Origin of the sequence: Wenjunlia vitaminophila DSM 41686, from assembly GCF_000380165.1 — a bacterium.
GTDB lineage: Bacteria > Actinomycetota > Actinomycetes > Streptomycetales > Streptomycetaceae > Wenjunlia > Wenjunlia vitaminophila.
Genome location: NZ_KB904651.1, coordinates 134892 through 143785 on the forward strand (window position 1 = coordinate 134892; position 8894 = coordinate 143785).

The window sequence follows — 8894 nt, forward strand, 5'->3', positions numbered from 1 at the left end:
ATCTCAGTCGTCTTCCCTCCGGGGCCCGCTCAGCGGCGACGCGACTTGCGGTCGTCCTTCTCGTGGCCACGGAAGGTGCGGGTCGGCGCGAACTCGCCGAGCTTGTGGCCGACCATCGACTCGGTGATGAACACCGGGACGTGCTTGCGACCATCGTGCACCGCGATGGTGTGGCCCAGCATGTCCGGGACGATCATCGAGCGGCGGGACCAGGTCTTGATGACGTTCTTGGTGCCGGCTTCGTTCTGGACGTCCACCTTCTTGATCAGGTGGTCGTCGACGAAGGGCCCCTTCTTCAGGCTGCGCGGCATCGAGACTGCTCCTAGCGCTTCTTGTTCGTCTTGCGGCGGCGGACGATGTACTTGTTGCTCGCCTTCTTCGGCGACCGCGTACGGCCCTCCTTCTTGCCCCACGGCGAGACCGGGTGGCGACCACCGGAGGTCTTGCCCTCACCACCACCGTGCGGGTGGTCAACGGGGTTCATCGCGACGCCACGGACGGACGGGCGAACGCCCTTCCAGCGCATCCGGCCGGCCTTGCCCCAGTTGATGTTCGACTGCTCGGCGTTGCCGACCTCGCCCACGGTGGCGCGGCAGCGGATGTCGACCAGGCGGACCTCACCGGACGGCATGCGCAGGTGCGCGTAGGTGCCCTCCTTGGCGAGGAGCTGGACCGACGAGCCCGCGGAACGGGCGATCTTCGCGCCGCCACCGGGACGCAGCTCGATGGCGTGGATCACGGTACCCACCGGGATGTTCCGCAGTGGGAGGTTGTTGCCCGGCTTGATGTCGGCGCCGGGGCCGTTCTCGACCCTGTCACCCTGGCCGAGCCTGGCCGGGGCCAGGATGTAGCGCTTCTCGCCGTCCGCGTAGTGCAGCAGCGCGATCCGCGCGGTGCGGTTCGGGTCGTACTCGATGTGAGCGACCTTCGCCGGAACGCCGTCCTTGTCGTGCCGCCGGAAGTCGATGACGCGGTAGGCGCGCTTGTGACCGCCGCCCTGGTGGCGCACGGTGACGCGGCCCGCGTTGTTCCGACCGCCCTTGCTGTGCAGCGGGCGGACCAGCGACTTCTCCGGCGTGGACCGCGTGATCTCGACGAAGTCGGCGACGCTGGCGCCACGACGGCCCGGGGTCGTCGGCTTGTACTTGCGGATACCCATTTCTCAGTCCCGTCCGATTCCGGACGACTCGGACTCCGTCAGGAGACCGGGCCGCCGAAGATGTCGATGCGCTCGCCCTCGGCCAGCGTCACGATGGCCCGCTTGGTGTTCTTGCGCCTGCCGAAGCCGGTGCGGGTGCGCTTGCGCTTGCCCTGCCGGTTGATGGTGTTGACGCCCAGGACCTTCACGGAGAAGACCGCCTCGACGGCCTGCCGGATCTGGGTCTTGTTCGCCCGCGGGTCAACGAGGAACGTGTACTTGTTCTCGTCGAGCAGCGCGTAGCTCTTCTCGGAGATCACCGGCTTGAGCAGGATGTCCCGGGGGTCCTGGAACGTCTTGCTGGTGACGCCGCCGCCGGCGGTCGCCGTGATCGTCGCCTCGCTCATCAGGCGTCGCTCCCCTCGAGCTCGCTCTCCCGGGCGACGGCGGTTGCCGACCTGCCGCTGGCGGGACCTGCGACGAACCGCTCGAAGGCGGCCTTGGTGAAGACCACGTCGTCGGAGACGAGCACGTCGTACGTGTTCAACTGGCCCGGCTCCAGGATGTGGACCTGGGGCAGGTTGCGCGCCGAGAGCCATGCGGCCTCGTCGGAACGCTCGGCCACGAGCAGCAGGTTCTTGCGCTCGCTCAGCTTGCCGAAGAGGGTCCGGGCGGACCTGGTGGACGGGTTGTCGCCGTCAACCACGCCGGTGACCACGTGCACGCGGTCGTGCCGGGCCCGGTCGGACAGGGCCCCGCGCAGCGCGGCGGCCTTCATCTTCTTCGGGGTGCGCTGCGAGTAGTCCCGCGGCACCGGGCCGTGCACCACGCCACCGCCGGCGAACTGCGGGGCCCTGGTCGAGCCCTGGCGGGCGCGGCCGGTGCCCTTCTGGCGGTACGGCTTCTTGCCACCGCCGCGGACCTCGCCACGGGTCTTGGTCTTGTGGGTGCCCTGGCGGGCGGCGGCCAACTGGGCGACGACGACCTGGTGGATCAGCGGGACGCTGACCTGGGCGTCGAAGATCTCCGCGGGGAGTTCGACGCTACCGGTCTTCTCGCCGGCCGGCGAAAGGATGTCAATGGTGCTCATTACCTCAAGCCCCCTTGGCCGCGGTGCGGACCAGGACGAGGCCGCCGTTCGGACCCGGGACGGCGCCCTTGATCAGGAGCAGCCCCTTCTCCGCGTCAACGGCGTGGACGGTCAGGTTCTGGGTGGTGACCCGCGCGTTGCCCATGCGGCCGGCCATCCTGGTGCCCTTGAACACGCGGCCCGGGGTGGCGCAACCGCCGATGGAGCCCGGCGAACGGTGCTTGCGCTGGGTACCGTGCGCGGCGCCGAGGCCACGGAAGTTGTGGCGCTTCATGACGCCCGCGAAGCCCTTGCCCTTGCTGGTGCCGGTCACGTCCACCTTGGTGCCGGACTCGAACACCTCGGCGGTGATCTCCTGGCCCAGGGTGTACTCCGCCGCGTCCGAGGTCCGCAGCTCCACCAGGTGGCGGCGCGGGGTCACCCCGGACTTCGCGAAGTGGCCCTTGAGTGGCTTGTTCACCTTGCGCGGGTCGATCTCGCCGAAGGCGATCTGGACGGACTCGTAGCCGTCCCGGTCAGCGGTGCGCACCTGGGTCACGACGCACGGCCCGGCCTTGACGACGGTCACCGGGACCACCCGGTTGTTCTCGTCCCAGACCTGGGTCATGCCGAGCTTCTCGCCCAGGACGCCCTTAATCTGCTTAGCCATTTCCGGTGCGTCCCTCAGAGCTTGATCTCGATGTCGACACCGGCCGGCAGGTCGAGTCGCATCAGCGAGTCGACGGTCTTCGGCGTGGGGTCGAGGATGTCGATGAGGCGCTTGTGCGTGCGCATCTCGAAGTGCTCGCGCGAGTCCTTGTACTTGTGCGGCGACTTGATGACGCAGTACACGTTCTTCTCAGTGGGCAGCGGCACCGGGCCCGCGACCTGCGCACCAGTCCGGGTCACCGTCTCGACGATCTTCTTCGCCGAGGAGTCGATGACCTCGTGGTCATAGGCCTTGAGCCGGATGCGGATCTTCTGTCCCGCCATGGCTGCTTCGTAGTCCTGTCTCTTCGAAAACGCTCTGGAACCCAGGTGGGCGACTACCCGCTCTCCGACCCACGCGGTCGGGCGTGTCGCGCTTCTTCCCGTAGTTCACCGCGGGCAGGAAGATCCCGCAGTGGGAAGAGCAACGACGCGGCCGTGACCGCGGACCGGGGGCGGACACCCACCGGGTGCCTGGCCAGCACCCCGCTGACGCTTCCCGGAAGATTCCCGTACTTCCGCCCGCACAAGGGGCGACGAGTACTGTGGGACTCGCTTCCGGTCCTCCCGGCGAGAGGCGCGCAGCATCGGCACTCAACCGAGCAACTTGGCTAGTGTGCCATACGGGACATGGCGGCGGCCAATCGGGGCCCGAAAGGTGGTTTTACCCCCTCCGGAGCCCGCCGAACCCTGGGACAGGTCGAACCCTCGAGTGGCCCACGCCCACCCCCCCGCGTGCCCGGGCCACCCGGGCTTCTGGGCCACGCGTGCTTCTGAGCCACCTGCCCTTCCGGGCCACCTGCCCTTCCGGGCCATCTGCCCTTCTGGGCCATCCGCCGGGGCACAGCCACCACCGAGCGCCTGGGCTCCGGAGCGTCGGGGCCCCCGCCGGGCATGGCGCCGGCCCGGCGATCCCGGGTCCGGCGCCCCCGCTGTCCCCGCTCCGGGGTGGGGCACCCGGAGGAGCGCCCCACCGGCCAGCTCGCTCCCGCGCCCGTTCACCCCATGGGCACGGTGCCCGGACAGGGACGCGCGGGGCCGCCCCCCGTTGACAGGCGCCCCGGCGTTCACTCCCCGGCGGCGTCCAGCAGGGTCCGTGCCAGCTCCCGCGGCTGGGAGAACATCGGCCAGTGCCCGGTGTCCATCTCGACCAGCCGCCAGTGCTCGCTGGTCAGCAGCTTGACCACGTCCGGGTTCGGCTCGGCCCCGTCAAGCAGGCACTTGATGTACGTCGCGGGGAGCTCGCCCAGCGGGCGCGCCAGCACCGCGGGTTCGGTCAGCGACGCCCCCGGGTGTGGCGTCGAGCCGCCCACGAGCCGCGCCACCTGCTCGTCGGTGAGCCCCTGTCCCGCGCAGTCGGCCGCGGTCAGGGGCACCCAGAACCCCCCGGCGTCGGCCACCGACGCCTCCACGTCCCGGCCACCTGGCCAGCTTGAGACGAACGACTCCCCGTCGGTCGGGACGTTGGAGTCAACGAAGACCACACGCGCCAGCCGGTCACCGATCCGCTCGGCGGCCTGACCGACCGGGATGCCGGAGTAGCTGTGCCCCACCAGCACCACGTCCCGCAGGTCGAGGCGCTCGACCTCGCCGACGACGTCCTGCACGTGGGTCTGCTGCCCCGCCGGCACCCCCTTCTTCTCCGCGAGCCCGGACAGCGTCACCGGATGGGCCCCGTGGCCGGCCGCGCGCAGCTCCGGCACCACCTCGTCCCAGGCCCACGCCCCGAGCCACGCCCCCGCAACCAGCACAAAGTTCGCCATGCCCGCACCATAACGGCGCGGTCCGACAGTTCCCCCGTCTGACGGGCGGGGGGCGTCGGGAGGGACGCCTGCTGGATCGGAACCAGGCCCGGCCCCGATCCAGAGCACCCTGCCGCAGATCCGGTAGGCCCCGCGCCCAGGCACCTCAATGGCTCAAGAGGGCGGCAGATGAACAGTGGCCTTCATCAACGGTCAGATGACTGGGTCTGACGTTCGTGGTGGTCGAAGGCGACAAGAGACCGGCCTCGGGCCAATTATCCAGTTGCGCCAGATACCGACTTCCAGGGCAAGGACCGACACGGTGTGACGTCTGTGCCGAACAGCTTCATTCGCCGTAGTACTCCGGCGCCGAGCGACGGGCTAGCACCCCTTCGACAAAATCCTCAGGCGGCAGGTATCCATGCTCCACAATGTAGTGAAGCACCATATCTGGTGCGACCAGCCAACGACCATCACGACAGATCACTCGAACTTCTGCGCCACCCAGGCGGTGGCGGTTTCCATCACTCGTACACAGTGCCGGGGATTTTGATCGTTCTTCGGAGTGCTCGAAATTGCATGTATGCCATCCCCGCGTGACCGCTCGCCGGTTCCACAGACAGAGATCGGCGAGAGCATCGAGGAAACCCTCCGGGACAACCCCTCTTGCGAAATCTCGATGACTACTCAGCCAGCCGACATTTAAGGCCACGATCCCGACAGGAACGGTATTCGAGAGAAATACGTAGGGCGAGAGGTCGGCGAAGTGAACCAAACTACTTCCCTCCTCGGCGCCACCCAGGCCACCCATACCATTCATCACAGAAGGAGTTGACTCGCGAAATGAGCACATCTCTGCGGGGGTCCTGTGGCACATCCCTGAGCTGACACTGGAGCCTTTCCAGGTCATGAAGAATCTTTGGGTCGCCCTCTTGCATTGCGTCAATGTTTGGCTCCACAAAAAGGGATAGATAGTTACGCAACGCTCTGTGCAGTCCCGGGGGCGAGGGTTCATCCTCTGGCATTTCCTGTCGATGAACAAGGTATCGAGCCGGATTGTGGAGAGCCCATGCACAAAGCTCTCCGTCCCCGAAAATAAAATCCACATCCCGTGCCACTCGTAGGCGCCGGTAACTACTCATTCGCGACAGGTGGTCCTGACGCACACAGACGAGGTGCTTGCCATCATCGCTCACCCATCGGGCATCCATCGGTTCGAACCCGAAGTTATCTGCGCAATGCGCTTTCAGTCCGCTGGCACGGCAGGGAGCAAGCAACAAAGGGTGAGGGTCACAAGAAGTACCGGTGGCCACTTCTGGAGCCGTGAGAACAAAGCTCTCTAGCTGGCCCGTCGCGCTTAGGAAACGAACTTCGTCATCGCCAGACCAGAGCCAGTCGACACTTCCGAAGGTTCTCGAGAGTAGCCGCTCACGGCCCTTGCCATCCCTGTGCGGGGAGACAGTAATCCCGTTCAACCAGAACCTTGGAAGATATCTCACCATCAGCCCCGATGCTTCAACAGCGCATTCTTCGGCAATTTTGAACATGCTCGCCTTATCCATCACACCGATGTCATCTACAGAGGGCTCCTTTCACGGGTTGGAATTACGACCCGTGAAGCATCTCGTTCTGAACCATTGCATTAGCAGCAGCTTTGCGAAGGGTTGCTGCCGACGACTCCTATCAAGTTTTCTGCGCTGGTACGCGGCGACAGCGCTCGACATTGGGACACAACTTGGCCTTGCGCCGCTGCGAGAAAGCGGCCGAGTTACCACGGAATGAGGTTCAGAGAATCCTTCAACTCAGCCACCATGCTCGATGAGGTCTTCAATCGCTTGACGCAACCAGGTACGGAAATCGGGAAAACGCACACCTCGATCTTCCCATCCCGGACTTGCAAAGTCATGGATAATTGAAATATCTGGGCCGGTCCTGGTGTGGGGCCTCCTATCCTGTAGCTCTGATAACGTGGACCACACGTTGTCTCAGCCGGTGCTCGCAATCATGATCGGCCGATTCCGCTGTCTCACAGATGATCTTAGAGTCAGGCTTCGTGCAGCATCTCGTTTTCGTCGAATCCGAGTTTATCCTCGATGCCCAACTCAATAGCCGCATACCAGCGCAGGGGACTCGGGTAGGAATCATTGACTGCAATCCTTCGCGCAGCCGCAAATGACTCCTCGGTACCAATGGCCCCTAGCGCTTCAATACACTTCCGACTCAGCGAGGGGAAGGACATCTCCCCAGGCCATGAATGGTCGAAAACTCTGACTAGTACTGATACAGCACAAGAATCCTGGATCTCGCCGAGGATCTCCACCAAATCCTCACGGTTGACCGGGCCCAGGTCGGAGTCGAGTACCTCCCGGATAAGTTCTCCGAGCCCATTCGGGCGAATATATGCCGCCAGGTTGACGAACCGACCAAATCTAATCCAGTCCCCAGTGGAAATAAATTCACGCAGCCAGCTGACCACTACCTCACGGATCTCTGGTTCGCTGGCGGTAACCCGGCTTACTGTCGCTTCATCGACGGGACCTCCCTCTAGAAGTACGTCCACTTTGCCGATCGCAGCTCGGCCCGCGGGGGGCAAATCTGCGCGCCACTCGTCATAGTAAGACACAATCACTACATGCAAAAGTCTATGACTAATCATGTTTGAATTAAAAACATCAGCAGAGCCAGCCCGGAGGTCAAAGTTCAGCCCTCCCCGTTCTAGTTTCACATGAACATACTCGACGCTTTCCCCGATTTCATCAGCGAAATTGAGCGGGATTCCAGGGAACTGACTCCGGATCTCGGCAAGGTTTCCGCCCGAGCCACGACCCGCACGGATCAGCGCATCCAGGGTGCCGTGCTGCATCTGATATTCCACCATCTGGATGTACGCTTGTCCCTTGCGCCCGGCCATGGCCAAAGCCTTGTCCCGTAACCTTTCTGCATAGCCGAGGTACTGAGTTACAAAGTTCTCCCCTCTCGGGGTGATTTCCCCGTTTGGCCCCAGCTGCTGATATTCTTTCTTGAACATAGCTCGATAAAAAGTTTCTGGGCATGCGGGTGCGTCCGGCAGTCCTCCCGGTCAGCGCCGCAGGATCAGCGGGGACCAGCTCCGGGCCTCAGCGCAGGGAGAGACGCAACTAGCCCATAACCTGGAGGCACCAGCCGCACCTATCACATAACACCGTCGCGACCTAAAGAGACCTTGGCTTAAACCTAATTGATTTATAAAATCTCAACACAGCGTCCCGCTGCTCGGAAATAGTTACGACTTCACCCATGGCGGCTGGAGCAAATATATCCACCATTTCGTCGCCTGAATTGCCAGATTCTCCATGCCTCAAGCGATAAGCAAATCTCCCATCCCCCATCTGACGCGCCATACCCGATGGGAATACATCCGGCATGGCACCTTGGGCACACAACAAGAGACCCTCCTCTTCGAGGATCTTCCTGACGCCGATCATAGCTTCAAAAAGATCTTCCGCGCGAACCTCCCTACGTTCGTAACCGTCCCTAACCAAATAGATGACACACGGAGGCCCAGTAGGCACTTCCAGCTTGACGGGCAGGCGAACACCAGAGCCGTCAACGGCATCGAGGGTAATAACTTCGGTCACAGCTAACCTTCCTTATAGTTCGGGTTCGGCACCCACGTTCCATCAGGAAGCCAACATCCGACGATCTTTTTGGCATCAACTCGCCCGGGTATCGCAACTTCACGCTCGTGAGAAAATGGATTTCCCGGAAATTCGCGATTTACATCAATCCCTTCAACTCCTCGTATGATGTATGTATTTCCACTGCGACTAGTCGCGTAAACCTGAGAAGTAGTCGTCGAGATAAACCCGGAGTCCTTAGACCAGCCGGATACATGCTCCCACAAGTCCATATTCGCACCCCTCGGTTCAAACCCTACTTCAAATATCTCACTCGGTTCTCGGGTATCGCTCCGATAAAGGTCATCCCCGCAGTCTGGTGCGAGTCCGAGGTGGTCGGTCCGGGTGTGGGGGTTGTGGGGGTAGGTGGTGGGGTTGGGTGCGGGGGTGAGTCCGAGGGGGTCGGGGGTGAGGTAGTGGGCGGTGGTGGGGTTGTAGTAGCGGTGGTGGTTGTAGTGGAGGCCGGTTTCGGGGTCGTGGTATTGGCCGGGGAAGCGGAGGGGTGTGTGGGCGGTGGCGTTGCGGGGCCATGTGGTGGTGCCCCACAGGGTGGTGCGGGTGCGCCAGGTGATGGTGCCGTT

At 63.6% G+C, this 8894-nt stretch carries 11 protein-coding genes; all 11 read right to left on the reverse strand.

Annotated elements, in window-relative coordinates; genetic code table 11:
* Nucleotides 1-29: 29 nt before the first annotated feature.
* On the reverse strand, nt 30-311 hold the full coding sequence (gene rpsS / locus A3IG_RS0105610) for a 30S ribosomal protein S19 (RefSeq protein ID WP_018382563.1): 282 nt from the start codon (nt 309-311) through the stop codon (nt 30-32).
* 11 nt (nt 312-322) lie between these two features.
* Complete coding sequence (gene rplB, locus A3IG_RS0105615) at nt 323-1159, reverse strand: 50S ribosomal protein L2 (RefSeq protein WP_018382564.1); 837 nt, start codon at nt 1157-1159, stop codon at nt 323-325.
* Nucleotides 1160-1197: 38 nt separating this feature from the next.
* On the reverse strand, nt 1198-1545 hold the full coding sequence (gene rplW, locus A3IG_RS0105620; RefSeq protein WP_018382565.1) for a 50S ribosomal protein L23: 348 nt from the start codon (nt 1543-1545) through the stop codon (nt 1198-1200).
* Nucleotides 1545-2228 carry a 50S ribosomal protein L4 gene (gene rplD, locus A3IG_RS0105625; protein WP_018382566.1) on the reverse strand — a complete coding sequence of 228 codons (684 nt, stop codon included), beginning with the start codon at nt 2226-2228 and terminating at the stop codon, nt 1545-1547. Before rplD ends, rplW begins: the two co-directional genes overlap by 1 nt.
* A gap of 4 nt (nt 2229-2232) precedes the next feature.
* Nucleotides 2233-2877 carry a 50S ribosomal protein L3 gene (gene rplC / locus A3IG_RS0105630; RefSeq protein WP_018382567.1) on the reverse strand — a complete coding sequence of 215 codons (645 nt, stop codon included), beginning with the start codon at nt 2875-2877 and terminating at the stop codon, nt 2233-2235.
* A gap of 14 nt (nt 2878-2891) precedes the next feature.
* Nucleotides 2892-3200, reverse strand: coding sequence for a 30S ribosomal protein S10 (gene rpsJ / locus A3IG_RS0105635; protein ID WP_014144312.1), 309 nt, complete (start codon nt 3198-3200; stop codon nt 2892-2894).
* A 782-nt stretch (nt 3201-3982) separates the two neighbouring features.
* Entirely contained in the window at nt 3983-4678 is a 696-nt protein-coding gene (locus A3IG_RS0105640) for an alpha/beta fold hydrolase (protein ID WP_018382568.1), read from the reverse strand.
* 325 nt (nt 4679-5003) lie between these two features.
* Nucleotides 5004-5477: a DUF7919 family protein gene (locus tag A3IG_RS34095; RefSeq protein ID WP_456154798.1), complete on the reverse strand. Its 474-nt coding sequence runs from the start codon at nt 5475-5477 to the stop codon at nt 5004-5006.
* A gap of 1224 nt (nt 5478-6701) precedes the next feature.
* The gene (locus tag A3IG_RS34100; RefSeq protein ID WP_157862340.1) at nt 6702-7685 is read right to left on the reverse strand and encodes a HEAT repeat domain-containing protein; all 984 of its coding nucleotides are present in this window, start codon (nt 7683-7685) and stop codon (nt 6702-6704) included.
* A gap of 163 nt (nt 7686-7848) precedes the next feature.
* Nucleotides 7849-8274 carry a hypothetical protein gene (locus A3IG_RS34105; protein ID WP_157862339.1) on the reverse strand — a complete coding sequence of 142 codons (426 nt, stop codon included), beginning with the start codon at nt 8272-8274 and terminating at the stop codon, nt 7849-7851.
* Nucleotides 8275-8276: 2 nt separating this feature from the next.
* A partial coding sequence (locus A3IG_RS34110; RefSeq protein WP_322887983.1) for an RHS repeat-associated core domain-containing protein occupies nt 8277-8894 on the reverse strand: 618 nt, incomplete at its 5' end.

Bases quoted from the DNA above. Each gene is read 5' to 3' on its own strand.
- rpsS (WP_018382563.1), bottom strand. From the start codon at position 311: ATGCCGCGCAGCCTGAAGAAGGGGCCCTTCGTCGACGACCACCTGATC.
- rplB (WP_018382564.1), bottom strand. From the start codon at position 1,159: ATGGGTATCCGCAAGTACAAGCCGACGACCCCGGGCCGTCGTGGCGCC.
- rplW (WP_018382565.1), bottom strand. From the start codon at position 1,545: ATGAGCGAGGCGACGATCACGGCGACCGCCGGCGGCGGCGTCACCAGC.
- rplD (WP_018382566.1), bottom strand. From the start codon at position 2,228: ATGAGCACCATTGACATCCTTTCGCCGGCCGGCGAGAAGACCGGTAGC.
- rplC (WP_018382567.1), bottom strand. From the start codon at position 2,877: ATGGCTAAGCAGATTAAGGGCGTCCTGGGCGAGAAGCTCGGCATGACC.
- rpsJ (WP_014144312.1), bottom strand. From the start codon at position 3,200: ATGGCGGGACAGAAGATCCGCATCCGGCTCAAGGCCTATGACCACGAG.
- A3IG_RS0105640 (WP_018382568.1), bottom strand. From the start codon at position 4,678: ATGGCGAACTTTGTGCTGGTTGCGGGGGCGTGGCTCGGGGCGTGGGCC.
- A3IG_RS34095 (WP_456154798.1), bottom strand. From the start codon at position 5,477: ATGAATGGTATGGGTGGCCTGGGTGGCGCCGAGGAGGGAAGTAGTTTG.
- A3IG_RS34100 (WP_157862340.1), bottom strand. From the start codon at position 7,685: ATGTTCAAGAAAGAATATCAGCAGCTGGGGCCAAACGGGGAAATCACC.